The organism is Micromonospora coerulea, from assembly GCF_016598485.1.
Taxonomy (GTDB): domain Bacteria; phylum Actinomycetota; class Actinomycetes; order Mycobacteriales; family Micromonosporaceae; genus Micromonospora; species Micromonospora coerulea.
The window spans coordinates 61,249-88,043 of record NZ_JAEMUW010000005.1; the positions used below are offsets into that span (position 1 = coordinate 61,249).

Here is a 26,795-nt window from a genome sequence, read left to right on the forward strand (position 1 = left end):
GGCGCAGGCGGTGCCCCCAAGTCGGGCGGCGCGCACCTTAGCAAACACGTAACGCTGCGGACATCAGCTCAACGGGCGAACTGCGATCACCTCTGGCAGCATGGCCTGCCATGTGCGGACTGGCTGGAGAGTTCCGCCGTGACGGCTCGCGCGCCGACGTGTCGGCGGTGGAGCGCATGGCGGCCACGATGAGCGACCGGGGACCCGACGACAGCGGGGTCTGGTCCCAGGGCCCGACGGCCCTCGGCCACCGCCGTCTGAAGATCATCGACCTCTCCGCGGCGAGCGGCCAGCCGCTGATCGATCCCGCCGCCGGCCTGACCGGCGTCTTCAACGGCTGCATCTACAACTATCGCGAGCTGCGCGCCGAGCTCCAGGGCAGGGGCCACCGCTTCTTCTCCGCCGGCGACAGCGAGGTCGTGGTCAAGGCGTACGCCGAGTGGGGGCTCGACTTCGTCGACCACCTGATCGGGATGTTCGCCGTGGCGATCAGCGAGCGGGACACCGGACGGCTGGTGCTGGCCCGGGACCGGCTGGGCATCAAGCCGCTCTACGTCGCCGAGACCCCCGGCGCGGTCCGCTTCGCCAGCACCCTGCCGGCGCTGTTGGCCGGCGGCGGGATCGACACCGCCATCGACCCGGTGGCGCTCGCCCACTACCTGAGCTTCCACAGCATCGTGCCGCCGCCGCGCACCATCCTGCGTGGCGTCGCCAAGCTGCCCCCGGCGACCGTCCGGGTCTACGAGCCGGACGGCCGCAGCCACGAACGGGTCTACTGGGACCCTTCCTTCGCCCGCGCCGACGAGCGGGCCGACTGGTCCGAACGGGACTGGCAGGACGCGCTGCTGGAGTCGCTGACCACCGCGGTGCGCCGCCGGATGGTCGCCGACGTGCCGGTCGGCGTGCTGCTCTCCGGCGGGCTGGACTCCAGCCTGGTGGTCGCGCTGCTGGCCGGCGAGGGGCAGTCCGGGCTGGCCACCTTCTCCATCGGTTTCGACGCCGTCGGCGGCCGGGAGGGCGACGAGTTCGTCTACTCCGACCTGGTGGCGAAGACCTTCGACACCGACCACCACCAGCTCAAGGTGGCCGCCGGCGACCTGGTGCCGCCGCTGGAGGCGGCCGTCGCGGCGATGAGCGAGCCGATGGTCAGCCACGACTGCGTCGCCTTCTACCTGCTCAGCCAGGAGGTGTCGCGGCACGTCAAGGTGGTCCAGTCCGGGCAGGGCGCCGACGAGATCCTGGGCGGCTACCACTGGTACCCGCCGCTGGCCGGGGTCGACCGGGAGCAGGCGCTCCAGACGTACGCGAAGGCGTTCTTCGACCGGGACGCGGCCGGACTGGCCCGGGTGCTCAACCCGGACCGGCTGGCCGGCGGCGACCCGGCCCGGGAGTTCGTGGCGGCGCACCTGGCCCGGCCGGGCGCGCAGACCGCGGTCGACGCCGGCCTGCGGATCGACACCCAAATCATGCTCACCGACGACCCGGTGAAGCGGGTGGACAACATGACCATGGCGCACGGGCTGGAGGCCCGGGTGCCGTTCCTCGACCACGAGTTCGTGGAGCTGGCCGCGAGCTGCCCGCCCGAGCTGAAGCTGGCGCAGGGCGGCAAGGGCGTGCTCAAGGAGATCGGCCGCCGGGTCCTGCCGCACGAGGTGATCGACCGGCCCAAGGGCTACTTCCCGGTGCCGGGGCTCACCCACCTCGAGGGCAAGCTCCTCGACCGGGTACGCGACGCGCTCTCCGCGCCGGCCGCCCGCCGCCGCGACCTGTTCCGCGCCGACTACGTCGACGCGCTGCTCGCCGACCCGAACGCCGAACTGACCCCGTTGAACGGAAACAAGCTGTGGCAACTGGGACTCCTGGAAATGTGGCTCCAGAGCCACGGAATCGACTGACCGTGACCGACACCCTCGCCACCGGCGCGGCCCGTACCGACCGGGAGCGGGGTGCTCGGCCGCCGTCGGGAGCACGTCGGCCCGGGCGGCGACCCGATCGCGCCCGGCGCGCCCGAGCCGCGGCGGCAGCCCACCGACCCGGCCGGCGTGGTGCTGGACTGCGGCTGGGGTCGACTGGTCTTCGGCCAGACCTTCACCGACCAGGCCGCCGTGGCCGACGTGCTGCGCTCCGAGGCGGCCGGCGCCCGGGACATCTGCATCTACCTGCGGGACCCGCACGTGCTGGTCTCCCGGCTGCCGGACGAGCTGTTCATCGACCCGTCGCTGACCTACCGGCTGCCGCTGGGCGACCGGCGTCCGGCGGCCACCGATCCCGACGACGAGACCCCCGGGCTGGTGATCCGCCCGCTGCGCGACGCCGAGGATGCCGACGCGGTGAACCGGATCTACGCCCGCAACGGCATGGTCACCGCCCCGGTGGAGGTACTGGTCGACAACGCCGGCACCGACCGGTTCCTGCACCTGGTGGCCGAGGCCGCCACCGGGGAGATCGTCGGCACCATCACCGGCGTCGACCACGTGGCGGTCTTCGCCGACCCGGAGAACGGCGCCAGCCTCTGGTGCCTGACCGTCGACTTCAACCACGCACCGCCCGGCACCGGCCAGGCCCTGCTCACCGCGCTGGCCGACCGGCTCGACGAGCGCGGGCGCGCCTTCGTCGACCTGTCGGTGCTCGCCGAGAACTCCGGCGCGATCCGGCTCTACGAGCGGCTCGGCTTCCACCGCACCGGCACGCTCTGCGTGAAGCGGAAGAACCCGATCAACGAACGGCTCTTCCTGCCCGCCACCCCGGCCGGGTACGACGAACTCAACCCGTACGCGAAGATCGTCGCCGACGAGGCGATGCGGCGCGGCATCCGGGTCGAGGTCACCGACCCGCGCTGGGGCGAGCTGCGGCTGACCAACGGCGGCCGGACCGTACACACCCGGGAGTCGCTGTCCGAGCTGACCTCGGCGGTGGCGATGAGCCGCTGCGACGACAAGCGGGTCACCCGCCGGATCCTCACCGAGGCCGGCCTGTCGGTGCCCCACGGCCGGACCGCCAGCGGCGGGCCGGACGACCTCGCCTTCCTCGCCGACGTGGGACCGGTCGTGATCAAGCCGGCCAGGGGCGAGCAGGGCAACGGCATCACCGTCGGCGTACGCACCGCCGAGGCGCTGACCGCCGCGGTGGCGCTGGCCCGGCGGTTCTGCCCGGACGTGCTGATCGAGGAGCTGCGCTCCGGCGAGGACCTGCGCGTGATCGTCATCGACCACGAGGTGGTCGCCGCCGCCGTGCGGCGCTCGGCCCGGATCACCGGCGACGGGGTGCACGACATCACCGAGCTGATCGAGCGGCAGAGCCGGCGCCGGGCCGCCGCCACCGGCGGCGAGTCCCGCATCCCGATCGACGACATGACCCGCGAGGTGGTGGCGGAGGCCGGGTACCGGATGGACGACGTGCTCCCGGAGGGTGCGGTGCTGGCCGTCCGCCGGACCGCCAACCTGCACACCGGCGGCACCATCCACGACGTCACCGCCGAGCTGCACCCCGCCATCGCCGAGGCGTGCGTGACCGCCAGCCGGGCGCTGGACATCCCGGTCACCGGGCTGGACCTGCTGGTGCCCGCGCCCGACCGGCCGGAGCACGTCTTCATCGAGGCGAACGAGCGACCCGGCCTGGCCAACCACGAGCCGCAGCCGACCGCCGAGCGCTTCGTCGACCTGCTCTTCCCCGGCACCCGGGCACCGCAGCGGCTCTGGTCCCCGGCCGGCCCCGGGGGTGCCGCGTGAGCCCGAAGCCGCTGGATCTCGACCTCGACTACCTCCGCCAGGTGCTGGTGGAGTTGCTGGAGATCCCCAGCCCGTCGGGGCGTACCGACCACATCCAGCAGTACGTCGGCGAACGGCTTTCCGCGCTCGGCATCCCCTCCACGCTGACCCGGCGCGGGGCGCTGAGCGCCTGCCTGCCCGGCCCCCGGAAAACCGGCGCCGACCGGGCGATCGTGGTGCACACCGACACCATCGGCGGGATGGTCAAGCAGCTCAAGTGCAACGGCCGGCTGGAGCTGAAGACGATCGGCACGCACAGCGCCCGGTTCGCCGAGGGCGCCCACGTCCGGATCTTCACCGACGACCTGGACCGGGTGATCACCGGTCAGGTGCTGCCGCTGAAGGCCAGCGGGCACCGCTACAACGACGACGTGGACCTGCAGGGGGTCGGCTGGGAGCACGTCGAGGTCCGGGTCGACGAGCCGGTGGCGGACATCGCCGGGCTCCGCGCGCTCGGCATCGACGCGGGCGACTTCGTGGCACTGCTGCCCCACCCGACGATCACCCCCAGCGGGTACGTGAAGTCCCGGCACCTGGACGACAAGGCCGGCGTGGCGGCGGTGCTCACCGCGTTCAAGGCGATGGTCGACGCCGGGATCACCCCGGCGGTCACCGCGCACCTGCTGGTCACGGTCACCGAGGAGATCGGCCACGGCGCCAGCCACGGCCTCGATCCGGACGTCGCGGAGATCGTCTCGGTGGACGCCGCGGTGGTCGCCCCCGGGCAGCAGTCCCGGGAGGACGCGGCGACCCTCGCGATGGGTGACGGGGTGGGTCCGTTCGACTACCACCTGACCCGCAACCTGGCGTCCATCGCCCGGGAGCACGGCGTCGACCTGGTCCGCGACGTCTTCGACCACTACCGCTCGGACGTGGCGGCCGCGGTCGAGGCGGGCGCCCACGCCCGGGTGGCCCTGCTCGGCTTCGGCGTGGACGCCACCCACGGCCACGAGCGCACCCACCTGGACGGGCTGCGCCACCTCACCCAACTGCTCTGCCTCTACCTCCAGAGCGACCTGGTCTTCCCCGAGTGGGACGCCGAGCCGGCGGGTGACCTGGCCGACTTCCCGTCGCTGGCCGTCCAACCGGCGTCCGAGGAGGGCCCGCGCGAGGGCCCCATCGGCCTCGCCGACCAGACCTGACCCACGGCGGGCCCATGCCCACGCGACCCGCCGTCAGGGGAGCTGGGCGAAGAAGGCGCGCAGATCGGCGGCGTAGGCGTACGGCTCGTCCATAGCCACGAAGTGGCTGCCCCGGTTCCCGGCCGGCCAGTGCGTGATCCGGTTGTCCCGCTCGGCGAGCCGACGGATCCCCGGAGGGCCGGAGTACACGCCGGTGGGGGCCAGGTTCTGCCCCCGGGGCCAGGCGAAGGCGGTGTTGTCGTACATGAACCAGGAGGACGAGCCGGACGTGCCGGTGAACCACCAGACGGTCGCGTTGGTCAGCAGCAGGTCCCGGTCGATCGCCTTCTCCGGCACGTCCACCGTCCAGGTGAACTCCTTGAACTTGTGCATCAGCCAGGCGAGTAGCCCGACCGGCGAGTCCTGCCACGCGTAGCTGAACGTCTGCGGGGCCGCCCGGAGCAGCCCGTGGTGGTCCACTCCGACGCCGGCCCACTGCCGCACCTGGTGATAGAACGCCTGCTCGGCCTCGTCCAGCCTCGGCAGGTCCGCCTCGGTCGGCATGCCGAGCCCAGCGGTGACGTACACCCCGACCACCCGGTCCGGGGCGGCCCGGGCCACCTCCGGCGCGACGTACGCCCCCACGTCGCCGCCCTGGACGCCGTACCGCTCGTACCCGAGCCGGCGCATCAGCTCGGCGAACATCCGCCCGGCCCGGGTGACGGAGAACCCGGCCTCGGTGGGTGCGGCGGAGAAGCCGAAGCCGGGCATCGAGGGCACCACCACGTGGAACGCCTGCCCGGCGTCGCCGCCGTGCGCGCGGGGGTCGGTCAGGGGGCCGATCAGCTCGGTGAACTCGACGAACGAATTCGGCCAACCGTGGGTGAGCAGCAGCGGCAGCGCGCCCGGCTCGGGCGAGCGGACGTGCAGGAAGTGCACGTCGAGGCCGTCGATCTCGGTGACGAACTGCGGGAACGCGTTCAGCCGCGCCTCCCAGGCCCGCCAGTCGTAGCCGGTGCGCCAGTACCCGGCCAGCTGGCGCAGGTGGTCGACCGGCACGCCGCGCTGCCAGCCCTCGCCGGGGAGCTGGCGCGGCCACCGGGTGGCGTCCAGCCGGCGGTGCAGGTCCGCCAGGTCGAACTCCGGGACGTCGATGCGGAACGTTCTGATCTCGTCGGTCATGGCGGGGACGGTAACGACGATCTAGGTCAGTTCCCGTCCTCGTTCGCTGGCATGCTGGAAATCGTGACGGACACCCCCGGTCGACTGCTCCGCCTGCTCTCCCTGCTCCAGACCCCGCGCGAGTGGCCCGGCAGCCAGCTGGCCGAGCGCCTCGCCGTCAGTCCCCGGACCGTCCGCCGGGACATCGACCGGCTGCGCGACCTCGGCTACCCGGTGGCGGCCAGCCTCGGCGTGACCGGCGGCTACCGGCTGGTCGCCGGGGCCGCCCTGCCACCGCTGCTGCTCGACGACGAGGAGGCGGTGGCCGTCGCGGTCGGCCTGCGGACCGCCGCCCGGCAGGCGGTGACCGGGATCGCGGAGGCCGCCCTACGGGTGCTGACCAGGCTCGACCAGGTGCTGCCGTCCCGGCTGCGGTACCGGGTCCGCAACCTCACCGCGGCCACCGTGCCGATGGCGCCGTTCGGTGCGCCCGATCCGGTCGACCCCGACGTGCTCACCACACTCGCCGCCGCGATCACCGGCCGGCAGCGGGTCCGGTTCGGCTACCGGAGTCACGACGGCACCGAGAGCCGCCGGCACGTGGACCCGGACCGGCTGGTCGCCGCCGGGCACCGCTGGTACCTCGTCGGGTACGACAACGACCGCGACGACCGGCGGATCTACCGCGTGGACCGGCTCGCCGACGCCGCAGCCACCGGGGTCCGCGTCGTACCCCGAGACCTGCCAGCCGCGGACGCCGCGGCGTACGTGCACGAGCAGTTGTACGCGCTCGCGCCCACGTACCGGGCGGTGGCCACCCTGCACGCCCCAGTCGCCGAGGTACGGGGCCGGGTCGGCGACGGCGAGTTGACGCCGGTCGACGAGCGGACCTGCCGGCTCGTCTCGCACGTCGACACCCTGGACTGGCTGGCGTTCCGGCTCACCACGCTGGGCTGCGAGGTCGAGGTGCACGAGCCGCCCGAACTCCGCCGCCACCTGCGCGACCTCGCCGGCCGAGCGCTGCGGGCGTCCACAGCACATTCCCAGCCGGGCGTGTGATCGAAATCCGTTGCCGGGGCCGCCGGAGAGTCGATAGCGTGGCGGTACACGGGAAAGGAGGTGGTCCAGACTTGTATAGCAATCGGACTCGTGAGGTGGCTGTCCGCTAGCCGCTGTCCTCGACAGTGAAATTCCGTCCGCCGCGAGGTGGGCAAAAATGCACGATCGTCGAGACCGTGTGGCAGCGGTGCGGCGAAACCACGACAGCCACCCGACCCCCGGGGTGCCGGCCCAGTCCAGCCGGCCCGCGCGTGAGCGCGGAAGCCCCGGGGGTCGCTTCATACCCGGCGGAGCCGGACTGGCCGGCTCAGCCGGCGGAGCCGGACCGGTCAGCTCAGACGGCGGAGGTCAGCACCGTGTCGATGCGTGAGCTGGCGGTGCTCGGGACGGCCAGCCAGGCGCCCACCCGGTACCGCAACCACAACGGCTACCTGCTGCGGTGGGACGACGAGGTGCTCCTCTTCGACCCGGGCGAGGGCAGCCAGCGCCAGCTGCTGCACACCGGGATCTCCGCCACCGACCTCACCCGGATCTGCGTCACCCACTTCCACGGCGACCACTGCCTGGGGCTGCCCGGCATCATCCAGCGGCTCTCCCTGGACCGGGTGCCGCACCCGGTGGCCGTGCACTTCCCGGCCGGCGGCGCCGAGTACTTCGCCCGGCTGCGTCACGCCAGCTCCTTCTACGAGACCGCGGAGCTGCGCGTCGAGCCGATCGACGCCGACGGGCAGCGGATCACGCTGGGCATCGGCACGCTGGAGGCCCGCCGGCTGCGGCACCCGATCGAGACGTACGGCTACCGGCTGGTCGAGCCGGACGGCTTCCGGGCGCTGCCGGAGAAGCTGTCCGCGTACGGGATCACCGGCCCGGCGGTCGGCGAGCTGCTCCGCGTCGGTCACCTGGACGTCGGCGGACGCCGCGTCACCCGGGACGAGGTGAGCGCGCCCCGACCCGGGCAGCGGTTCGCCTTCGTGATGGACACCGGGCTCTGCGACGAGGTCTACGCCCTCGCCGAGCTCGCCGACCTGCTGGTCATCGAGTCGACTTTCCTGGAGTCCGAGGCCGCGCTCGCCGCCGAGGTCGGGCACCTCACCGCGGCGCAGGCCGCCCGGGTGGCCGCCGAGTCGGGGGTACGCACGCTGCTCCTCACCCACTTCTCCCAGCGGTACGCCGACCCGCGCCGCTTCGCCGACGAGGCCCGCGAGCACTTCGCCGGTGACCTGGTCGTCGCCGAGGACCTGATGACCGTGCCGGTCCCGCCCCGCCGGGTAGCCTCGGCCGGATGACGCTCACCCTGCGCCCCGCCACCGTCGACGACCTGATGCCGGTGGGCGCCCTGCACCAGCGCTCGCGGGTCGCGGCGTACTCGTCGTTCCTGCCGGCGGAGGCGCTGGCCGACCCGACGCCGGAGGCGATGGGGCGGTACTGGGTGGAGCGGTGGAGCTGGGAGCGGGACGACCACCGGATGACCGTCGCGGAGCGGGACGGCCGGCTGGTCGGCTTCAGCTACCTGGGCCCGGACGACGCGGGTGACCCGGCGACCGGGCTGCTCAACGCCATCCACCTGGAGCCGGACGAGCGTGGCCGGGGCACCGGGCGGGCGCTGATGGTCGACGCGCTGGACGCGATGCGGGCCCGCGGCTGGTCCCGGGCCGTCCTGTGGGTGCTCGCACAGAACGGGCCCGCCCGTGCCTTCTACGAGCGCGGCGGCTGGACGCCCACCGACGCGCGACGCGACGAACACATCGGCCCGGCGCTGGTGTCCCAGCTCCGTTACGCACGCCCGCTCTGACCGCCGGCATCCCGGGCCCGGCCGTTCGCTCTCAGCGGATCCGGGCATGCCCGTCGATCCGGCGGCGTTGCTCGCTGCATGGACACGGATCACACGCAGCGGGCGGAGGACGCCGCGCTGGACGCGTACTCCCGGGTGGTGACCGGCGTGGCGGCGCGCGTGCTGCCCAGCGTGGCCGCCCTGTCGGTGCGGACCGCGCGCGGGGCCGGCGCCGGCTCGGCCGTCACCATCGACGCCGAGGGCCTGCTGTTGACCAGCGCCCACGTGGTGCAGGGCGCCGGCGGCGGCTCGGCCGCCTTCGGCGACGGCACCGAGACCCGGTTCCGGGTGGTCGGCGCCGACCCGCTGTCGGACCTGGCGGTGCTGCGGGTCGAGGAGCCGGCGGTGCCGCCGGTGGAATTGGGCGACGCGGACGGCCTGCGGATCGGGCAGCTGGTGGTGGCGGTCGGCAACCCGATGGGGCTGGCCGGCTCGGTCACCGCCGGCGTGGTCTCCGGGTTGGGCCGGTCGCTGCCGGCCCGGGACGGCCGGGTGGTCCGGCTGATCGAGGACGTCATCCAGACCGACGCCGCGCTCAACCCGGGCAACTCCGGCGGCGCGCTGGCCGACTCCGCCGGCCGGGTGGTCGGGGTGAACACGGCGGTCGCCGGCTACGGCCTCGGCCTGGCCGTGCCGATCAACGCCACCACCCGGCAGATCATCGCCGACCTGACCGCCGACGGCCGGGTCCGCCGGGCCTGGCTGGGCGTCGCCGGGGTACCGGTGCCGCTGCCCCCGGAGATCGCCGAACGCACCGGCCAGCGGCGCGGCCTGCGGGTGGTCGAGGTGGTCCCCGGCAGCCCCGCCGGGGTCGCCGGCATCTATCTGGGCGACATCATCGTCTCCGCCGGCGGGCGCCCGGTGCAGGACGGCCAGGGCCTCCAACGCCTGATGCTCGCCCCCTCCATCGGCACCCGCCTGTCGGTGACGGTGCTCCGCAGGGGCGCCTTCGTCGACGTGATAGCCGTCCCCACCGAACTGACCCGCTGACGGCGACAGGGCCCTCCCGTCGGGGAGAGGCCCTGTCGACCGGGGTCAGCGGGCGCCGAGGTGGGCCAGCAGGTCCTGGCGGGTGAGCACGCCCTTGGGCTTGCCGTCCACCAGCACCAGGGCGGCGTCGGACTTCTCCAGCAGGGCGACCGCCTCGCTGACCGGCTGGCCGCCGCCGATCATCGGCAGCGGCTCGCCCATGTGCCGCTCGATGGTGTCGTGCAGGTGCGCCTGGCCGGTGAAGAGCGCGTCGAGCAGGTCCTTCTCCGCGATCGAGCCGGTCACCTCGCCGGTCACCACCGGCGGCTCGGCCTTGAGCACCGGCAGCTGGGAGACGCCGTACTCGCGCATGTAGTCGATCGCGTCACGGACCGTCTCGGTCGGGTGCACGTGCACCAGTTCCGGTAGGCCGCCCGGCTTGTTGGCGAGGGCGTCGGCCACGGTCGGCTCGGCGCCCGAGTTGTCCAGGAAGCCGTACCGGGCCATCCACTTGTCGTTGAAGATCTTCGACAGGTAGCCCTTGCCGCTGTCCGGCAGCAGCACCACGATCACGTCGTCCGGGCCGGCCTTGCGGGCCACCTCCAGGGCGGCCACCACGACCATCCCGCAGGAGCCGCCGACCAGCAGCCCTTCCTCGCGGGCCAGCCGCCGGGTCATCTCGAAGGACTCCTTGTCGGAGACCTCGACGATCTCGTCGGCGACGTTCCGGTCGTACGTCTCCGGCCAGAAGTCCTCGCCGACGCCCTCGACCAGGTACGGCCGGCCGGTGCCGCCGGAGTAGACCGAGCCCTCCGGGTCCGCTCCGATGACCTTGACCCGGCCCTCGGAGGCCTCCTTGAGGTAACGGCCGATGCCGGAGATGGTGCCGCCGGTGCCGACACCCGCGACGAAGTGGGTCAGCCCACCCTCGGTCTGCTTCCACAGCTCCGGGCCGGTGGTCTCGTAGTGCGAACGCGGGTTCGCCGGGTTGCTGTACTGGTTGGGCTTCCAGGCACCGGGGATCTCCCGGGCCAGCCGGTCGGAGACGTTGTAGTAGGAGCGCGGGTCCTCCGGCGCGACGGCGGTCGGGCAGACCACCACCTCGGCGCCGTACGCGCGCAGCACGTCCTGCTTGTCCTGGCTGACCTTGTCCGGGCAGACGAAGACGCACTTGTAGCCCTTGAGCTGGGCCACCAGGGCCAGCCCCACGCCGGTGTTGCCGCTGGTCGGCTCGACGATGGTGCCGCCCGGCTTGAGGATCCCGGCGGCCTCGGCGTCCTCCACCATCCGCAGGGCGATCCGGTCCTTGACCGAGCCGCCCGGGTTGAGGTACTCCACCTTCGCCAGCACGGTCGCCTGGATGCCCTCGGTGACGTTGCGCAGCCGTACCAGCGGGGTGTTGCCGATCAGCTCGACGACGTTGTCGTAGTACTGCACCTCGTTGTGCCCTTCGTTGCGGCGCCGGCGCCGGCGGACGTGTTCTCGATGCCCAGCGTACGTGCCGTCAGGGCGCCACATGCCCGGGGATGACGGAGCTGCGACGCGCCTCCCACTCAAGGAAGCGCTCCGTCTCCGACAGCACGCTGCCGGCCAGCCAGGTCACCATCACCGCGTCGTCGACCAGCCCGAAGACGGTCAGGAACAGCTCCGGGACCACGTCGACCGGGGAGACCACGTACGCCGTGGCCGCGGTCATCATGGCCAGCCGCAGGCCGCCGTCGTACTCACCCCGGGCGGTGGCCCGGATCATCCGGGGCAGCGCGGCCAGCCGCTCGCCCAGCGACGGCCCACCCCGCGCGCCCGCCATCAGCGCCCGGGCCAGCGCGGTGAACGCCGCGCTCCGCTTTAACGTCTTCCCCATGGTCTACGCCCCTCTCCGTTCGACCAGCGTGCCGCCCGGGCGCAAGCCCGCCCCGCCCGCCGGCCGGACCGTCGATCGGCGGCCCTGCCACAGGACGTACCCAGAACGGTCGCTGCCCAGCCACGAACCAGCCGTCACGCGGAGAGCGGGGTGTCGGGCCGGCGCGATAATGTCGGCTCATGGGGGACGCTGGTTCCGTCGTACCGGCCGGCTGGCAGCACGCCCGGCGGATCGCCCGCGTGGCGGCGATCGGCACGGGCGCCACGGTGGCGGCCACCGTCGCGACGGGCGGGGTGCTGCTCGGCCAGGCCCGCCAGGCCCGCCGGACGATCCCGATGGCCGAGGCTCCCCCGCCACGCTGCGACGGGGTGTACGGCGCGAAGTTCCCCGGCCCGCCGCTCACCATGGTCATCCTCGGCGACTCCTCGGCCGCCGGCTACGGCGTGCACCGGCGTCGGGAGACCCCGGGCGCACTGCTGGCCACCGGGCTGTCCCGCCGGCTGCACCGGCCGGTGCGGCTGCACCGCTTCGCGGTGGTGGGCTCACTGTCGGCCGGTCTCAAGCCGCAGGTCGAGTCCGCCCTCGAATGCGAGCCGGACATCGCGGTGATCCTGATCGGCGGCAACGACGTCACCAACCGCACCCCACCGGCGCTGGCCGTGCGCTACCTGGTCGACGCGGTCCGCACGCTGCAGGCGGCCGGCTGCGAGGTGGTCGTCGGCACCTGCCCCGACCTGGGCGCGATCCGGCCCATCCAGCCGCCGCTGCGGTGGCTGGCCCGGCGCTGGAGCCGGCAGCTGGCCGCCGCCCAGACAGTGGCGGTGGTCGAGGCCGGCGGCTGGACGGTCTCCCTGGGCGACATGCTGGGTCCCCGGTTCGCCGCCGAGCCGGCCCGGATGTTCGCCTGGGACCGGTTCCATCCCTCCGCCGAGGGGTACGCGGTGGCCGCGGCGGCGCTGCTGCCCACCCTGCTCTCCGCGCTCGGCGCCGGCCCGGACCGCCGGGTGACGGCTGCCCGCGGCGAAGGCGTACGGTCGCTGCCGGAGGCCGCCCACGAGGCGGCCCGGCACGCCGGCACCGAGGTCAGCGGCACCCAGGTCCGGGGCCGCGACCGGGGGCCGGGCGGTCGCTGGGCGCAGCTGCGGCGACGCGCCTTCTTCGGCGTCGGTGCGGTGCCGCAACCCGGCACCGGCGCCGACTCCCCGACACTGGAGGAACTGGCATGAGCGAGCGCGGCGAGCGAATCGTCCGGCACGGGGTCCGGGTCATGCCGGCGCCGACCGGCGGGAGGTGACGGCATGAGCGAACAGCACGAGGTTGCGTTCCGGCTGGGTCGCGCGGCGGCGCTCTCGCTGGTCGCCGGCACGGTGGGCGGCATCGCCGTCCTCGCCGGCCAGGCCGTCGTCGCCCGCCACCGCCGGTACGCCCAGCCGGAGCTGGGCCTCGCCCTGCGCGCCACGGTCGGTCGGGCGGGTGGCCCGTCGCTGCGCCTGGTGCTGCTCGGCGACTCCTCGGCGGTCGGCGTCGGGGTGGACCGTTTCGAGGAGACCGTCGGCGGGCAGCTGGCCCACCTGCTCGCGGAGGGCCCGACCGGCCGGCAGGTGCACCTGTCCAGCGTCGGGGTCGCCGGCTCCCGCTCGACCGACCTGGCCACCCAGGTGGCCCGGGCGCTGCTCGGCGAGCGGCCCGACGTGGCGCTGATCCTGATCGGGGCCAACGACGCCACCGCGATGACCGGGCCGGCCGACGCGGCCGCCTACCTCGGCTCGGCCGTGCGCCGGCTGCGCGAGGCGCACGTCGAGGTGGTCGTCGGGACGTGCCCGGATCTGGGCGCGGTCCGCGCGGTCGCCGCTCCGCTGCGCCAGGTGCTCGGCTGGTCGGGGCGGCGGATCGCCCGCGCACAGACCGCCGCGGTGCTTGACGCCGGCGGCACGGTGGTCGACCTGGGCACCGAGACCGGCCCGGTGTTCCGGGCGGACGCCGGAACGCTCTGCCACGACGGCTACCACCCGTCGGCCGACGGATACCGGGTCTGGGCGCACGCCCTGCTGCCGGCCGTCTCCGCCGCCGCCGCGATCGCCTCCCGCCACCCCTGACCACCCCGCGGGGTGACATTTCCCGGGGGGCGGGCTGCTTCCGCCGTAAGTTACCCACGGGTTAACGTTGGTTCATGCCGATTGAGTCGTCCCGCGACGCCGTCATCGTCGCCACCGCCCGGTCCCCCATCGGCCGCGCGTTCAAGGGTTCGCTGCGTGACGTCCGCCCGGACGACCTCGCCGCGACCATCGTCCAGGCCGCCCTGGCCAAGGTCCCCGGGCTCGACCCGACCCAGATCGACGACCTCTACCTGGGCTGCGGCCTGCCCGGTGGCGAGCAGGGCTTCAACATGGCCCGGGTGGTCGCCACCCTGATGGGCCTGGACGGCCTGCCGGGCGCCACCCTGACCCGCTACTGCGCCTCGTCGCTGCAGACCACCCGGATGGCGATGCACGCGATCCGGGCCGGTGAGGGCGACGTCTTCATCTCCGCCGGCGTCGAGATGGTCTCCCGGTACGCCCGCGGCAACTCCGACACCCTCCCCCCGGAGGCGCAGGCGCTGGTCGGCGGCGGCTGGGAGAACCCGCGCTTCGCGGCGGCCCAGGAGCGGTCGAAGGCCCGGGCCCAGGGCGGCGCCGAGGTGTGGACCGACCCGCGCGAGTCAGGCGAGCTGCCCGACATCTACCTGACCATGGGCCAGACCGCGGAGAACCTCGCCCAGGTGTACGACATCACCCGCGAGGACATGGACGCGTTCGGCGTACGCAGCCAGAACCTGGCCGAGAAGGCCATCGCCGACGGGTTCTGGGCCCGGGAGATCACCCCGGTCACCACGCCGGACGGCACCGTGGTGAGCACCGACGACGGCCCGCGTCCCGGGGTGACCCTGGAGGCGGTCGCCGGCCTGAAGCCGGTCTTCCGGCCCGACGGCCGGATCACCGCCGGCAACTGCTGCCCGCTCAACGACGGCGCCGCCGCCGTGGTGATCATGAGCGCCCAGCGGGCGAAGGACCTGGGGCTCACCCCGCTGGCCCGGATCGTCTCCACCGGCGTCACCGCGCTGTCGCCGGAGATCATGGGCCTCGGCCCGGTGGAAGCCTCCAAGCAGGCCCTGAAGCGGGCCGGGATGACCATCGACGACGTCGACCTGGTCGAGATCAACGAGGCGTTCGCCGCCCAGGTGATCCCCTCGTACCGCCAGCTCGGCATCCCCGAGGAGAAGCTGAACGTGATGGGTGGCGCGATCGCCGTCGGGCACCCGTTCGGCATGACCGGCGCCCGGATCACCGGCACCCTGCTGAACGCCCTCGAGTGGCACGACAAGACCATCGGCCTGGAGACCATGTGCGTCGGTGGCGGCCAGGGCATGGCGATGGTGCTCGAGCGGCTCAGCTGAGCCAGATTCGGCGTTCCCGGCACGGGGTACCGTCCCGGCATGGCCGCGGTCGTGGAACGGGAACGCAAGTACTCCGGTGACGACGGGTTCCGCCTGCCGGACCTGACGGGGTGCGGTGGCGTCACGACGGTGTCGGACGCCACCGCCCTCGACCTCGACGCGGTCTACCTGGACACCGACGACCTCCGGCTGGCCCGCAGCGGGTTCGCGCTGCGCCGGCGCAGCGGCGGGCACGACGCGGGGTGGCACCTGAAGGTCGGGTCGGCCGGCGGCGACCGGACCGAGTACCAGTTCCCCGCCGGAGCGGACGACGCGGACCCGCCGGCCGAGCTGGTCGCGCTGTTCCGGGCCGCCTCCCGCGGTCGCCCGGTCGCCCCGGCGGCGCGGATCACCACCCGCCGCTTGGAGCGCCGGCTGCTCGACGGGCGGGGCCGGGTGCTGGCGGAGCTGGCCGAGGACACCGTCGAGGGACGCGACCTGGTCACCGGCGAGCGGCAGGCCTGGCGGGAGATCGAGGTCGAGCTGGTCGACGGCGACGAGGCGCTGCTCGATGCGGTGGACGCCCGGCTGCGCGCGGCCGGGGCCCGCCCGGTGCCCGTCTCGAAGTCGCACCGGGCGCTGTCCGGCCGGCTCGCCGTGCCCGTGGCCACCCCGGGGCCCGGCGCCGCGCCGGTCCTCGACTACGCCCGCGCCCAGCGCGACGCGCTGATCGCCCACCATCCCGGCGCGATCGGCGGCGACGAGGACGCCGTGCACGACATGCGGGTCGCGGTCCGCCGGCTGCGGTCGACCCTGCGGACCTTCCGCGGTCTCTGGGACCGCGAGGAGGGCGAGTCGGTGCGGGCGGAGCTGCGCTGGCTCGGCGCCCGGCTCGGGCCGGTCCGCGACACCCAGGTGATGGCGGCCCGGCTCGCCGACGCGGTGCACGCCGAGCCGGCCGACCTGGTGCTCGGCCCGGTCGCGGCGCGGATCTCCAGCCGGTTCGCCGCCGACCTGGCCACCGCCCTGGACGAGCTGCGGGCGGCGCTCGACTCCGACCGGTACACCGCGCTGCTGGCCCGGCTCGACGCACTGCTGGAGGGGCCGACGGCCCGGCCGGTCGACGCGCGGTGGGTGGCCCGGCGGGTGCGGCGGGCGGTGACCAGGGCGGACGACCGGCTCGACCGGGCGCTGGCCGGTGACCACCCGGGGAACGAGGCACCGGACGTCGCGCTGCACGAGGCGCGCAAGGCGTACAAGGCGGCCCGGTATGCCGTCGAGGTCCGCGAGCCGGACGTCGGCAAACGGGCCGCGGCGCTGGTGGGCCGGCTCAAGGACCTGCAGGATCTGCTCGGCGCGCACCAGGACTCGGTGGTCACCCGCGCGGTGCTGCGCGGGCAGGCGCAGCGCGCGTACGACGAGGGCGAGAACACCTTCACGTACGGCGTGCTGCACGCGCGGCAGGCCGCGGCGGCCGGCCGGGACGTGCCGGCCGTCATCCGGGCCCGCGACCGGGCCCGGCGGCGGAAGCTGCGGCGCTGGTTGAAGCATTGAGCGACCACTGTCGCGGGCTCAGCACTCTCGGCGCGCCGGGCGCGAACGGCGCGCCGGGGCCGGAAGGTCAGAGCACCGAGCGGGTCGCCGTGATCGCCTCGGCGGCCCGGGCGAGCACCGCGTCCGGCGGACCGGCCGCGCGCAGGTCGGCCGCGACCACCCGGAGCTGGTCGGGCAGCACCAGGTCGTTGTCCAACCGGGGTACGTCCCGGCGCGGCTCCCCCTCCGCGTCCGCCGCCAGGTTCGCGATCTCCTGCACCAGCTTGTGCACCAAGGCGGCCCGGGACACGTTGCCGCCCTCGGCCGCCGCCGACCAGCGGGGTTGCTCCCAGTGCCCGACCTGACGGACCAGCAGCTCCACCGCCCGGTCCAGTTCCACTGCGCTCATCGCCGCCGAGTCTAGGCGGGTGCTCAGCGGCGCAGGTAGCTGAGCAGGCGCAGGATCTGCCAGTACAGGAAGATCAGCCCGACCAGGAGGCCGAACGCGCAGAACCAGGCGTACCGGCGGGGCAGCCCGCCGCGGACCGACCGCTCCACCTGGTCGAAGTCGAGGATGAAGCTCAACGCCCCCGCCACGATCGCCACCCCGGAGAAGACGTACGGCAGCCAACCGACCTGGCTGGTCAGGCTGTACGTCGCGACCCCCTGCCGCCCGGTGAGCAGGTACGTCACCAGGTTCACCAGGCCGATCGCGAGGAGGCCGATCAGTGTCCCGGCGACCAGCCGGGCCAGCCGCGGGGTGGCCCGGATCAGCCGGGCCCGGTAGAGCGCCCCCATGCCGAGGAAGACCCCGAACGTGCCGACCACCGCCTGCACCACGATCCCCGGATAGACCAGCTCGAAGGCGCGGCTGGCCACCCCGAGCAGCAGCCCCTGGAGCACCGCGTACGCCGCGATGAGCGCCGGGTTGGTGATCTGCCTGAACGAGATGACCAGCAGGAGCACCAGCCCGGCCAGCGCGGTGCCGGCCAGCGCCGCCGAGATCCACACCGCTTGCGGGACCACCACCCAGGCGACCGCGGCGGTGACGCCGGTGAGCAGGAGCAGACCGACCGTCCGGGTGACCACGTCGTCCACGGACATCGCCTCGGCGGCACCGACCCCGAGCACCTGGCGTTCGGTCCGGCCGACGTCGTCCAGTCGGGTCAGCACCGGGTTGGTACTCCGCACCGCGACCTCCTCGCCGACGTACCCCGGGTCCCACTCTGCCCCGGACGGCCGGGCGGCGACGGGAAAACGACGGCGCCCGCCGCCGCTGTCGCGGTGGCGGGCGCCGGGGTCGTGCGGCGGACGGATCAGTCGTCGCCCTGGAAGTAGCTGAGCAGGCGCAGGATCTCCAGGTAGAGCCAGACCAGGCTGACCAGGATGCCGAAGGCGGCGATCCAGGAGTAGCGCTGGGGCAGCCCCATCCGGACGCCCTCCTCGACCTCATGGAAGCTGAGCACGAAGCTCAGCGAGGCGACCACGATGCAGACCAGGCTGAAGCCGATGGCCAGCGGGCTGCCGTCGCGCAGCCCGGTGTTGACGCCGAAACGCGCCAGCACCAGGTTGATCAGCATCACCGCGAAGAGGCCGGCCATCACGGCGATCATGCCCTTGACGAACTTCGGGGTGGCCCGGATGACGCGCGCCTTGTAGAGCACGGCCATCAGGAAGAAGACGCCGAAGGTGGCGGTCACCGCCTGGAGCACGATGCCGTCGTAGAGCGACTCGAACGCCTTGCTGACCATGCCGACGAAGACGCCCTCGACGATCGAGTACGCCACGACCAGGGCCGGGTTCGCCATCCGGGAGAACGAGATGATCATGCCGAGCACCAGGCCGACGACGGCGGCGCCGATCCAGGCGACACCGACCAGGGCGTCGGGCACGAGCACCCACGCCGCCGCGGCGGAGGCGCCGAGGATGCCGAGGAGCATGACCGTCTTGACGACGACGTCGTCGAGGGTCATCGGGGTCACGGTGGGCGGCGCGGCCGGGTAGCCGACGCCGGTCGGGTACTGCTGCTGGTACGGCGCGTACTGCTGGGGGTAACCGGGCTGTCCGTACGGCCCGGGCTGGGCGTACCCGGCCGCCCGCTCACGCTGGGCCGCCTGGCCGAGCCGGGCGAGCACCGGGTTCGAGGTCTTCACTTCTCAGGCCTCCCTCAGGGGGTCAGTGCACGTGAACGTGCACCCTCAAGGGTAAACGGGGCCGACAGCCCGCGCCGGACGCGAAGCTGTGGGAAACCTGAGAGTCTCGGTGCCCGGGGCGGGGGTCGAACCCGCACGCCTTGCGGCAGCCGCTTTTAAGGCGGCCGTGTCTGCCGTTCCACCACCCGGGCGGGTGACACCGGCGTGCCGACACGCGCGGTGCAGTCTCACCGTAGCCGTTGCGCCCCGACCCGGCGTACCCCGTGGTGGCCGCGCCACTATGGTCAAGGCCGTGACCAGCGCCGCCCGAACGGCCCCCGGGCCCGACCCCGAACAGGCCGTCCGCCTCGAGCCGGCGCTGGTCCGTCCGTCGCGGTCGAGCCGGCTACTGGCCACCGCGGTCCGCCACCGCGCGGACCTGTTCGTCGGGTTGCTCTTCGTGCTGCTCGCCGGCTGGCTCACCCAGGGGTTGTGGCCCGCGCCCGCGCAGCGGATGCTCGCGCTGAACCCCGCCGACCAGACCCTCTACGAGTGGTTCCTCGCGGTCGACTCGCGCGCCCTGGTGGGCGACTTCAGCCTGCTCACCAACCGGCTCAACGCGCCGGACGGGGTCAACCTGATGACCAACACCACGGTCATCGCGCTCGGCGTGCTCCTCGCCCCGGTAACGATGCTGGTCGGGGCGCCGGTCACCTTCGCGCTGCTGGCCGCCGGCAACCTGGCCGGTACGGCGGTCGCCTGGTATCTGCTGTTCACCCGCGCCCTGCGGGTCCGCCGGCTCGCCGCCGGACTCGGCGCCGCGCTCTGCGGCTTCGGCCCGGGGATGGTCTCGCAGAGCAACAGCCACCTGCACATGACCGCGCAGTGGCTGGTCCCGGTGATCGTCTGGCTGGTGGTCCGGCTGCTCCGGGCCGCCGACCCGGCCGGCACCCCGGACGGGCCGGACCGTCGCCGGATGGTCAGCTCGGCGGTCTGGCTGGCCGCGGCGGTGACCTTCCAGGTCTTCGTCGGCGAGGAGGTGCTCTTCCTCGCCGCGCTCACCCTGCTGGTGATGACAGTCGCGTACGCGATGACCGACCGGCCGCTGCTCCGGCGCGCCCTGCCCACGTTCGGGGGCGGCCTGATGCTCGCCGCCGGCCTGGCGCTGCTGGTGCTCGCGTATCCGCTCTGGTACCAGTTCGCCGGGCCGCAGGGCGTCTCCGACGGGATGTTCAGCCCGCACTACTTCTCCGCCGACCTGAGCAGCTGGTGGACGATCTCCCCGCTCTCCGTGGCGGGCAGCGACACCTCTTCCCGGCTGACCACCGGGCCGGCCGAGTACAACACCTTCCTCGGCTGGCCGCTGCTGCTGGTGACCGCCGCGTGCGCGGGCTGGCTGGGCCGGCGGCCGCTGGTGTTGGCCTGCGTCGCGGGGGCCCTGGTGATGGGTGCGCTGTCGCTCGGCCCGGAGCTGGTGATCTCCGGCGAGCGGACCGCGCTGCCCGGCCCGTACGCCCTGCTGGCCGGCCTGCCGGTGGTGGACGGCGCGCTGCCGATGCGGTTCGGCCTCGCCGTGCTGCCACTGGCCGGCACGGTGCTGACGCTCGCGATGGACCGGGCCCTGCGGGAACGGGGTTCGGCCCGGTGGCTGGTTCCACTCGCCGTCGGCGCGGCACTGCTGAGCGTCTTCCCGGCACCGCTGCCGACCACCGACCGGCCGGCGCTGCCGGAATTCGTCACCGCCGGGCACTGGCGGCAGTGCGTACGCCCGGGCGGGGTGCTGGTCCCGGTGCCGACGGCCACCCCCAAGGACCCGTGGCCGATGCGCTGGGCGACCGCCGCGGACGCGGAGTTCGGCATGCCCGAGGGCTTCTTCATCGGCCCCTACGGGCGGGGCGGCTCCGCCACCATGGGCACCTACAAGCGCCCCACCTCGGCGCTGCTGGCCGACGTGGCCAGGCGGGGCGTGCCGCCGGCGATCGGCGACGAGCAGCGCCGGCAGGCCGCCCGGGACGTCCGCTTCTGGGGGGCGTCCTGCGTGGCGCTGACCGACAACGCCCCGCACGCGGCGACCCTGCGGCAGACGCTCGAGGCGCTCTTCGGCCCCGGCACCCGGGTCGCCGACGCCTGGACCTGGCGCTTCTGACCTCGGACCCACCGCAGGGCTGGCGGCCGGGTACGCGAGAAGGGCCCGCCGCCACGACACGTGTGGCGGCGGGCCCTTCCTCGTACGGCTCAGACGCGCGCGGCGCCGACCGGCTGGGACGCCTCGGCGAACTCCTCGCGCGGATCGTGCAGCTGGCCCAGCGCGACCACCTCACGCTTCAGGAAGAACGCCAGCGACCAGTCGACCACGACCCGGATCTTGCGGTTGAACGACGGGATGCGCGACATGTGGTACGTCCGGTGCATGAACCACGCCGGCCAGCCGGTCATCTTGATCCCGTAGACCTGCGCCACGCCCTTGTGCAGGCCGAGGCTGGCCACGCTGCCCGCGTGCTTGTGCTTGTAGTTGACCGGCTCGCGCCCGCGGATCACGTTCACGATGTTGTCGGCCATCCGGGCGGCCTGCCGGACCGCGTGCTGCGCGCTGGGCGAGCAGAAGTTGCCCGGCTCCTTGGTCAGGTCCGGCACGGCGGCGCAGTCGCCGGCGCTCCAGGCGCCCTCGACGACCCGGTCCCCGTCCACGATCTGGAGGGTGGGCAGGCAGGTGACCCGCCGGCGGTCGTCGCGCGGGAAGTCGGTGGCGTCCAGCATCGGCGACGGCTTCACGCCGGCCGTCCAGACGATCGTGTCGGAGCGGAAGCTGTCGCCGTCGGAGAGCTTCACCACGCCGTCGACGCAGGACTCCAGCCGGGTGTCCAGCCGGATGTCCATGTTCCGCTTGAGCAGCTGCTGCACCGTGTAGGCGCCCATGTCCCGATCGACCTCGGGCAGCACCCGCTGGGTGGCCTCGACCAGAACCCAGCGCATGTCGTCCGGCTTGAGCTCCGGGTAGTACCGCAGCGCGTCCCGGGCCATGTCCTCCATCTCGGCCAGCGCCTCGATGCCGGCGTAACCACCACCGACGAAGGTGAAGGTCAGCGCGGAACGGCGGATGTCCGGGTCGGTCGTGGCGGCCGCCACGTCCAGCCGGTCCAGCACGTGGTTGCGCAGGAAGATGGCCTCACCGATCGTCTTGAACCCGATGCCCTGCTCGTGCAGGCCCGGGATCGGCAGCGTCCGGGACACCGAGCCGGGGGCGACGATCACGTGGTCGTACTGGATCTCCCGGGTCGGGCCGCTGATCGGCTGCACGATCGCCGTCTTCCGGTCGTGGTCGATCCGCGTCACCGTGCCGGCCACGACCTTGCACTTGCGCAACTCGCGCCGCAGCGGCACCACGGAGTGCCGGGGCGAGATGTTGCCAGCCGCCGCCTCGGGGAGGAACGGCTGGTAGGTCATGTGCGGCTGCGGGTCAACGACGATGACCTCGGCCTCACGGGAGCTCAGCTTCTTGGACAGGCGCAGAGCGGCGTACAGGCCAACGTGCCCGGCACCCACGACAAGGATCCGCTTCGGGTTCACGCCATCTATCTTTCCCCGGGCGGCTCGGCTAATCCCGTCCGAGACCCCCTTCTGTGACGGAGCACAACACCTGTGACCTGCGCAACGTCCAGCATCGTCCCACTATCTGCGCCGCAACAGCCACCCGAGCAACACGCTGAGTGCCACCGCGACGAGCAGTCCGGCCACCGTGGCGGCCTGGAAGCCCCGGCCCGCGCCGACCTCCCCGAGCTGCGCCAGCAGGATGCCGAGCACCGCGCTGGCGAGCACCACGCCGCCGGTCCGGGTCAGCCACCGCACGATCAGGTCCGGGTCGACGATCCCGTCGAAGGGCAGCAGCGCGGCCAGCGCGCAGAGCGTGTGCGCGAGGTAGAGCAGGGTGGCCACCGCCAGGAGGCGCCACAGCGCGATCGGCCGGCCGAACCCGGCGGTGGCCAGCAGCCACCCGCCGACCGTGACCAGTGCCGCGAAGGTCGGCCAGACCCGGCGCGGCCCGACCGCCGGCAGCACCGCCACCACCGTCAGGGCCAGCAGCGCCCGCGCCGCGAACACCTCCGCCGGGTACGCCAGCAGCAAGCCGACCAGCACGGTCACGAAGATGGCCAGCCGCACCAGCAGCGGGGCGAGGCTGACCCGGGTGGCCGCGTACCGCACCGCCCGGACCCGCTCGTTCAGAGCGTCCAGCATGTCGTTCATCGGGCCCCCACCCTCGGGGCCGTGGCCAGTCTCGCCACGTCCCGGAGCACCTGGTCCAGGCTGCCCGCGCCGGCCCAGCGCACCACCGGCACGCCGTGCTCGCGCAGCTGACCGATCATCGTGTCCCGGTCCAGCCGCCACAGCCGGTACGCCACCTCGGCCCAGCCGCGGTCCTTCGGCGGCGGCAGGTCCGCCGGCAGGGTGTCCACCGCGACCACGAACCGGCCGCCCCGGGCCAGCCGGGCCAGCATCTGCGCCGACCGCTCGTCGAGCAGCGGGGTGAGCACCACCACCAGCGCGTCGGAGGACAGCACCTGCGGCCCGAAGACCTGGTCGTACGGCTCGTGCGGCGAGGACTCGGCGTGCACGTCGAGCAGCCACTCCAGCACGGTCAGGTACTGCCGGCGACCGGTGGCCGGGCGCAGCCGGCGGGCGGCGGGGCCGTACTCCAGCATCGCCACCCGGTCACCCCGGTGCAGGTAGTGCTCGCCGATCGCTGCGGCCGCCCGGACCGTGGTGTCGAGCACCGACGCGGGACCGTTGACACCCCCGGAGCGGCCCGCCTCCGCCAGCACGTCGAGCAGCACCACCACCTCGGCGTCCCGGTCGGAGAGGGTGGCCGCGACGTGCAGCTGGCGGGCCCGCAGCGACACCCGCCAGTCGATGCGGCGCAACCGGTCGCCGGGGGCGAAGACCCGCACGCCGGCCAGTTCGCCGCCCTCCCCCGGCCGCCGGGAGTGGTGCGCGCCGACCAGCCCGGCCGCCCGGGGCATCGCCTCCACCGCCTCGAACGGCTCCGTCCGCGGATAGACCCGCAGCCGTACCGGGTCGGTGATCACGGCCCGGGAGACCAGCAGCCCGTCGGCCGTGGCGACCCGGGCGCCGGCCGGGCCGATCGGGTGCCGGCCCCAGCGCAGCGCCGTGCCGGACAGCTCCAGGTCGACCGCGGTACCCGTCGGCACCGAGGTGACGAACGGCCGGTCGGCGCCTCCGGAACGGGCCACGTCCACGCCGGCCCCGCCGAAGCCGACCTGCTCCACCCGCAGCCACGGCGACATCCGGGTCCGCACCACCGCCACGTGGTACGGCACGGTGTCGGGGTTGCCGACGACGACCGTGGCCGCCATCGGACCGCCCTCGACCAGGTGCGCGTCCCCGGTGCCGATCTCCAACTGCGGTCCGGCGGTGGGCCGGCGGCGCAGCGCGTACGCGGTGCCCACGGCGAACGGCGTGGCCAGCACCACCAGGTCGATCCGGCCGAAGAGCACCGCCGCGATCACCAGCAGGCCGGTGAGCAGCACCGCCCGGCCGAGCGCCCAGGTGGGCGCCCAGCCCGTCGCCGGCTCCGGCTCGTGACGGCTGGCCATCAGCGCCCGGGCCGCCCGGCCGCGTAGCTGGGCAGCGCGCCGCTGGCCGGGGCGGGCGTCTGCTCGAGGACCTCGCCGACGACGAACGACGGGTCGACCCGGCGCAGCCACATCTCCGGGCGCAGCGTGATCCGGTGCGCCAGCGCGGGCACCGCCACCGCCTTGACGTCCTCCGGCACCACGTAGTCCCGGTTGGACAGGACGGCCCGGACGCGGGCCAGCAGCAGCAGCGCGAGCGAGCCACGCGGCGAGGAGCCGACCAGGGCGGACGGGTGCTCCCGGGTGGCCGCGGCGAGCGCCACGATGTAGCGGCCGATCGAGTCCTCGACCACCACGTCCTCCAGGGCCGCCTGCATGGCCCGCAGCGTCGCCGCGTCCACCACCGGCTTGATCTCGGCCTCCTCCCGGCGGCGGGCCATCCGCCGGCGGAGCACCTCCCACTCCTCCTCGTGATTCGGGTAGCCGAACGACACCCGGAGCAGGAACCGGTCGAGCTGCGCCTCCGGCAGCGGGTAGGTCCCCTCGTACTCGATCGGGTTGGCCGTGGCCAGCACGTGGAACGGCTCGTCCAGCCGGTAGGTGACGCCCTCGACGGAGACCTGCTTCTCCTGCATCGCCTCCAGCAGCGCCGACTGGGTCTTCGGCGGGGTGCGGTTGATCTCGTCGGCCAGCAGCAGGTTGGTGAAGACCGGACCGGCCCGGAACGAGAAGTCCCCGGTGCGCTGGTCGTACAGGAAGGAGCCGGTGACGTCGGCGGGCAACAGGTCCGGAGTGAACTGGAGGCGGCGGAAGTCCAGGCCGAGCGCCTGCGCGAACGAGCGCGCGGTCAGCGTCTTGCCCAGTCCTGGCAGGTCCTCCAGCAGCACGTGCCCGCCGGCGAGGATGCCGGCGAGGACCAGTTCGAGTGCCTCCCGCTTGCCGACCACGACCGTGCCGACCGCGTCCAGCACCGCCCGGGCCAGCCGGCCCACCTCGGCGGGGGGCATGCTCCGGTCCACGTCGTTCATCACAGCTTCTCCAGTTCGGCGACGATCACCGCGAGGTCGCGCGGCGACGGGGGGCGGCGGGAGGGGGTGCTGAGGAACGTCCACAGCGGCTCCCCCAGCAGAGTGCGGGCGCGAGCCGGGTCGGACTCGCGGGTGAGGCCGTGCCGCTGGCGCAGGCGTTCGTCGGCCAGCTCGCCGAGCCGCGGCAGGATCCGCTCGGTGAACCGCTCGCGGTTGCCCGCGCACCAGTCCAGCGGGCGTTCCCACCCGTTGATCGCGACGCGCAGCGCGTCCAGGGCGGCCCAGTTCCAGGTGCCCGGTTCCTCGCCGATCGGTGCCCGGCCACCGCTCCGGGGCGGCGGCGGGGGCGACAGGGCGCCGGTGACCCGCCGGAGGGCGAGCAGGGCGAGCACACCGGCGACCACGATCCACAGGGAAACCTGGAGACCCACCGCCCGCAGGCCCGCCACGACGACCGCCACGATCGCCGCGGTGACCGCGAGGGTGCGCAGCACCAGGCGCACCCGGCCGCCGCGCGACCCCACGGCCGGCTCGGCGGCCTCCTCCTCCTCGAACGACAGCAGATCGTCGATGCTGGTACTCATGACGCCACCTCACCGGCGGCGACGCTGGTGAGTTCGCCGCGCAGCCGGCGTAGCGCCGCCCGGGCCTGGTCGCGCATCCGCTCGTCGACGGTGTGCGTCGCGTACCGGGCCTCGCGGTAGACGTGCGCGAACCCGTCCAGCACGTCGGCGCTGGCGATCGCCGGGACGCCCGCCGCCGGGTCGCCGACCAGCAGGCGGCTGACCAGGTCGGTGGGGGTGTCCCCGGCGAGCCGGGGCACACCGGCCTCCTCGGCGGCCTCCTCCAGCCGGACCCAGCAGGCGATCACCGCCGTCCGCGGGTCGGTGGACCGGTCGTCCAGCTCGACCAGGCCGGCGTCGAGCGCGGCCACCACCTCCCGGGCGGTGCCCTCGGCGGTACGCCGGGCCCGCTGTGCCGGGATCGCCCGGGTGGTCCGCCGCAGCGCGCCCCCGATCAGCGTCCAGGCCACGTACCCGAGCGCGAGCAGGACCGCCAGGCCGAGCACGACCAGGACGGCGGTGAAGATCCACTGCGGGATCTGCGGCTGGTTGGCCTCGGCGGCACCCCGCGGCTCGACCGGGATCGAGGGTGCCGGCTCGGCTGACGGGTAGTCCGGTACGTAGGGGATGTTGTCCACGGCGGGCGGGATCCGGCTGGCCCCGATCGAGGAGTGCCCGGCCGCCACCGCGGCGACGGCCAGCAGGACGGTCACCGCCGCGATCGGCCACCACCTGCGCAGCACGCCGAGGTCCATCCCACCGCCCCACGC

The 26,795-nt window shown here is 73.9% G+C and carries 23 protein-coding genes, 1 tRNA gene and 1 pseudogene; 12 read left to right on the top strand and 13 right to left on the bottom strand.

Features of this window, described 5'->3' with window-relative positions:
- Positions 1–110 precede the first annotated feature (110 nt).
- From I8N68_RS08745 to I8N68_RS08755, 3 genes and pseudogenes are all read left to right on the top strand, one after another.
- Positions 111–1,895, top strand: coding sequence for an N-acetylglutaminylglutamine amidotransferase (locus tag I8N68_RS08745; protein WP_200209371.1), 1,785 nt, complete (start codon positions 111–113; stop codon positions 1,893–1,895).
- A gap of 2 nt (positions 1,896–1,897) precedes the next feature.
- Positions 1,898–3,728 (top strand): annotated as a pseudogene (gene ngg / locus I8N68_RS08750) (N-acetylglutaminylglutamine synthetase).
- Positions 3,725–4,909, top strand: coding sequence for an osmoprotectant NAGGN system M42 family peptidase (locus I8N68_RS08755; RefSeq protein ID WP_200209372.1), 1,185 nt, complete (start codon positions 3,725–3,727; stop codon positions 4,907–4,909). Before ngg ends, I8N68_RS08755 begins: the two are co-directional and overlap by 4 nt.
- Positions 4,910–4,942: 33 nt before the next feature.
- On the opposite strand, the gene I8N68_RS08760 is transcribed toward I8N68_RS08755, so the two are convergent.
- Positions 4,943–6,070, bottom strand: coding sequence for an epoxide hydrolase family protein (locus I8N68_RS08760; protein ID WP_234039153.1), 1,128 nt, complete (start codon positions 6,068–6,070; stop codon positions 4,943–4,945).
- 63 nt (positions 6,071–6,133) lie between these two features.
- Between I8N68_RS08760 and I8N68_RS08765 the strand changes: the two genes are divergently transcribed.
- The 4 genes from I8N68_RS08765 to I8N68_RS08780 all read left to right on the top strand — a co-directional run bounded on the left by I8N68_RS08765 (position 6,134) and on the right by I8N68_RS08780 (position 9,929).
- Complete coding sequence (locus tag I8N68_RS08765) at positions 6,134–7,108, top strand: helix-turn-helix transcriptional regulator (protein ID WP_200209373.1); 975 nt, start codon at positions 6,134–6,136, stop codon at positions 7,106–7,108.
- Positions 7,109–7,464: 356 nt separating this feature from the next.
- Complete coding sequence (locus tag I8N68_RS08770; protein WP_200209374.1) at positions 7,465–8,394, top strand: ribonuclease Z; 930 nt, start codon at positions 7,465–7,467, stop codon at positions 8,392–8,394.
- Positions 8,391–8,900: a GNAT family N-acetyltransferase gene (locus tag I8N68_RS08775; RefSeq protein ID WP_200209375.1), complete on the top strand. Its 510-nt coding sequence runs from the start codon at positions 8,391–8,393 to the stop codon at positions 8,898–8,900. Before I8N68_RS08770 ends, I8N68_RS08775 begins: the two co-directional genes overlap by 4 nt.
- 78 nt (positions 8,901–8,978) lie before the next feature.
- Positions 8,979–9,929, top strand: a complete 951-nt coding sequence (locus tag I8N68_RS08780; RefSeq protein WP_200209376.1) for a S1C family serine protease — start codon at positions 8,979–8,981, stop codon at positions 9,927–9,929.
- Between the two features lie 45 nt (positions 9,930–9,974).
- Here I8N68_RS08780 and I8N68_RS08785 read toward each other — a convergent pair whose 3' ends face one another.
- On the bottom strand, positions 9,975–11,345 hold the full coding sequence (locus tag I8N68_RS08785) for a cystathionine beta-synthase (RefSeq protein WP_200209582.1): 1,371 nt from the start codon (positions 11,343–11,345) through the stop codon (positions 9,975–9,977).
- Between the two features lie 67 nt (positions 11,346–11,412).
- Positions 11,413–11,769, bottom strand: coding sequence for a YkvA family protein (locus tag I8N68_RS08790; RefSeq protein ID WP_200209377.1), 357 nt, complete (start codon positions 11,767–11,769; stop codon positions 11,413–11,415).
- Between the two features lie 179 nt (positions 11,770–11,948).
- Between I8N68_RS08790 and I8N68_RS08795 the strand changes: the two genes are divergently transcribed.
- The 4 genes from I8N68_RS08795 to I8N68_RS08810 all read left to right on the top strand — a co-directional run bounded on the left by I8N68_RS08795 (position 11,949) and on the right by I8N68_RS08810 (position 16,735).
- Positions 11,949–12,995 (top strand): SGNH/GDSL hydrolase family protein, encoded by a 1,047-nt coding sequence (locus I8N68_RS08795; RefSeq protein WP_200209378.1) that lies wholly within the window; start codon positions 11,949–11,951, stop codon positions 12,993–12,995.
- A 72-nt stretch (positions 12,996–13,067) separates the two neighbouring features.
- Positions 13,068–13,865, top strand: coding sequence for an SGNH/GDSL hydrolase family protein (locus I8N68_RS08800; protein WP_200209379.1), 798 nt, complete (start codon positions 13,068–13,070; stop codon positions 13,863–13,865).
- 74 nt (positions 13,866–13,939) lie between these two features.
- Positions 13,940–15,202 (top strand): acetyl-CoA C-acetyltransferase, encoded by a 1,263-nt coding sequence (locus I8N68_RS08805; protein ID WP_200209380.1) that lies wholly within the window; start codon positions 13,940–13,942, stop codon positions 15,200–15,202.
- 39 nt (positions 15,203–15,241) lie between these two features.
- Complete coding sequence (locus I8N68_RS08810) at positions 15,242–16,735, top strand: CYTH and CHAD domain-containing protein (protein ID WP_200209381.1); 1,494 nt, start codon at positions 15,242–15,244, stop codon at positions 16,733–16,735.
- A gap of 67 nt (positions 16,736–16,802) precedes the next feature.
- On the opposite strand, the gene I8N68_RS08815 is transcribed toward I8N68_RS08810, so the two are convergent.
- The 4 genes from I8N68_RS08815 to I8N68_RS08830 form a co-directional block, all read right to left on the bottom strand.
- Positions 16,803–17,123 (bottom strand): hypothetical protein, encoded by a 321-nt coding sequence (locus tag I8N68_RS08815; protein ID WP_200209382.1) that lies wholly within the window; start codon positions 17,121–17,123, stop codon positions 16,803–16,805.
- 23 nt (positions 17,124–17,146) lie between these two features.
- On the bottom strand, positions 17,147–17,905 hold the full coding sequence (locus tag I8N68_RS08820) for a Bax inhibitor-1/YccA family protein (protein WP_200209383.1): 759 nt from the start codon (positions 17,903–17,905) through the stop codon (positions 17,147–17,149).
- 125 nt (positions 17,906–18,030) lie between these two features.
- Positions 18,031–18,867, bottom strand: a complete 837-nt coding sequence (locus I8N68_RS08825) for a Bax inhibitor-1/YccA family protein (RefSeq protein WP_200209384.1) — start codon at positions 18,865–18,867, stop codon at positions 18,031–18,033.
- A 110-nt stretch (positions 18,868–18,977) separates the two neighbouring features.
- Positions 18,978–19,058: transfer RNA gene (locus tag I8N68_RS08830), tRNA-Leu, on the bottom strand.
- 101 nt (positions 19,059–19,159) lie between these two features.
- Between I8N68_RS08830 and I8N68_RS08835 the strand changes: the two genes are divergently transcribed.
- Complete coding sequence (locus I8N68_RS08835; protein WP_307812706.1) at positions 19,160–20,992, top strand: hypothetical protein; 1,833 nt, start codon at positions 19,160–19,162, stop codon at positions 20,990–20,992.
- Positions 20,993–21,081: 89 nt separating this feature from the next.
- Here I8N68_RS08835 and I8N68_RS08840 read toward each other — a convergent pair whose 3' ends face one another.
- The 6 genes from I8N68_RS08840 to I8N68_RS08865 all read right to left on the bottom strand — a co-directional run bounded on the left by I8N68_RS08840 (position 21,082) and on the right by I8N68_RS08865 (position 26,780).
- Entirely contained in the window at positions 21,082–22,413 is a 1,332-nt protein-coding gene (locus tag I8N68_RS08840; protein WP_200209386.1) for an NAD(P)/FAD-dependent oxidoreductase, read from the bottom strand.
- Positions 22,414–22,515: 102 nt separating this feature from the next.
- Positions 22,516–23,076 (bottom strand): hypothetical protein, encoded by a 561-nt coding sequence (locus I8N68_RS08845; RefSeq protein WP_372433690.1) that lies wholly within the window; start codon positions 23,074–23,076, stop codon positions 22,516–22,518.
- 8 nt (positions 23,077–23,084) lie between these two features.
- Positions 23,085–24,455, bottom strand: a complete 1,371-nt coding sequence (locus I8N68_RS08850) for a DUF58 domain-containing protein (protein ID WP_200209387.1) — start codon at positions 24,453–24,455, stop codon at positions 23,085–23,087.
- Positions 24,455–25,462, bottom strand: a complete 1,008-nt coding sequence (locus tag I8N68_RS08855; RefSeq protein WP_200209388.1) for an AAA family ATPase — start codon at positions 25,460–25,462, stop codon at positions 24,455–24,457. Before I8N68_RS08855 ends, I8N68_RS08850 begins: the two co-directional genes overlap by 1 nt.
- The gene (locus tag I8N68_RS08860; protein WP_200209389.1) at positions 25,462–26,046 is read right to left on the bottom strand and encodes a hypothetical protein; all 585 of its coding nucleotides are present in this window, start codon (positions 26,044–26,046) and stop codon (positions 25,462–25,464) included. Before I8N68_RS08860 ends, I8N68_RS08855 begins: the two co-directional genes overlap by 1 nt.
- On the bottom strand, positions 26,043–26,780 hold the full coding sequence (locus I8N68_RS08865; RefSeq protein ID WP_200209390.1) for a DUF4129 domain-containing protein: 738 nt from the start codon (positions 26,778–26,780) through the stop codon (positions 26,043–26,045). The genes I8N68_RS08860 and I8N68_RS08865 overlap by 4 nt, the downstream gene beginning before the upstream one ends.
- Positions 26,781–26,795 lie beyond the last annotated feature (15 nt).